Here is a 1770-nt window from a genome sequence, read left to right on the forward strand (position 1 = left end):
GTGGTCTCGGTAGAATCCCTTGCCCTGCACCAGGATTCCAGTCGGCGAACGGCAGAGCCACTGTACGCGGTGGAGTGGACACCACTGGGCTCCACGGTTCCCGGCGAGCCACTCGACGCCACCATCATGTCCTTTGAGGACGACGGGTCCGACCCGGCGATGTCGGCGCACACGATGGCCGGCGAGGCGCTCGAGGCGATCCAGCGCTGGCTCGCCGAGGACCGGCCGGCAAGCAGCCGGTTGGTGTTCACCACGCGCGGCGCCCCGGCCACGGCCACCGTCTGGGGTCTGGTGCGGGCCGCTCAGACCGAGCACCCCGACCGGTTCGTGCTGGTGGACCTGGACGACGACGCCGCTTCGCGGGCGATCCTCCAGGCCGCGCTGGCCACCGGCGAGCCCCAGCTCGCCCTCCGCGCCGGCCACGCATACGTGCCACGGCTCAGCGAGATCACACCGGCAGCGGGTAAGCCTGATCTGGACCTCACCGGCACAGTGCTGATCACCGGTGGAACCGGTGGCATCGGCGCGCTGATCGCCCGCCACCTGGTCACCACGCACGGTGTCCGGCGGCTCGTGCTGGCAAGCCGGCGCGGCCCGGACGCCCCGGGCGCGCGAGATCTGGCCGGCGAGCTGAGCGCGCTCGGGGCCGAGGTGCGTGTGGTGGCCTGCGATGCGGCCAACCGCGAGGAGCTTTCCGCTGTGCTGGCCGGCATTCCCGCACTGACCGCGGTCGTGCACGCGGCCGGGGTGCTCGCCGACGGCACCGTGGAAACCCTGACCGGGCAACACCTTGACACCGCACTGCGGCCGAAGGTGGACGCGGCCTGGCATCTGCACGAGCTGACCGCCGGGCTGGACCTTCGGGCGTTCGTGCTGTTCTCGTCCGTCAGCGGCACGGTCGGCACCGCGGGCCAGGCCAACTACGCCGCCGGCAACGCGTTTCTCGACGCGCTCGCCGAGCACCGCCGGGCGCGCGGGCTGCCGGCGGTGTCGCTGGCCTGGGGCCGGTGGGCGACCGGCGACGGCCTGGGCGGCGGGCTCGCAACCACGGATCTGGCGCGGTGGAGCCGAAACGGGCTGCCGCCGTTACCGACCGGCGCGGCTCTGGCCTGGTTCGACGCCATCCTGGCGGGCACCGAACGGGCCACCGTGGTCCCCGCCCGGTTCGATCGCGCCGCGCTACGCGATCGAGCCGAGGCGGGGACATTGCCCGCGGTGCTACGCGGCTTCGTCAGCGAACAGCGAATTCCCGGGGCACAACCCCGGTCTACCCCGCTGGATCAGGTGATCACGGCCGTCGCCACCGTGCTCGGGCACGGCGACCCGCGCGGCATCGACCCGGCGCGATCGTTCGAGGAGCTGGGGTTCGACTCGCTGACCGGCGTGGAGCTGCGCAACCGCCTGCAGGCCACGGCCGGGCTCCGGCTGCCGGCCACCGCGATCTTCGACCACCCCACGCCCGCGGCGCTGGCCGGTTACCTTGCTGCGCGGCGCACCGGTTCGCCCGCGGGCCGCCCGGGGCGCGAAACGGCCGCCGCCACCGGCGAGCCGATCGCGATCGTGGGCATGGCCTGCCGGTATCCGGGCGGCGTGGCGTCGCCGGAGGAGCTGTGGCGGCTGGTGGACGATGGGGTCGACGCCATCGGGCCGTTTCCGGACAACCGGGGCTGGGAGGTCGAGCGGCTCTACCATCCCGATCCGGGCCGGACCGGGCATTCCACTACCCGGCACGGCGGTTTCCTGTATGACGCGGACCGGTTCGACGCGGAG

Annotated in this window: 1 protein-coding gene; it reads left to right on the forward strand. The window is 73.4% G+C overall.

All coding sequences use genetic code 11. The features are described from left to right. Positions 1–69: 69 nt before the first annotated feature. A partial coding sequence (locus tag VGR06_RS22210; RefSeq protein WP_327561033.1) for a type I polyketide synthase occupies positions 70–1770 on the forward strand: 1701 nt, incomplete at its 3' end.

Origin of the sequence: Actinophytocola sp., from assembly GCF_036002505.1 — a bacterium.
In the GTDB taxonomy this organism is placed as follows: domain Bacteria; phylum Actinomycetota; class Actinomycetes; order Mycobacteriales; family Pseudonocardiaceae; genus DASYTH01.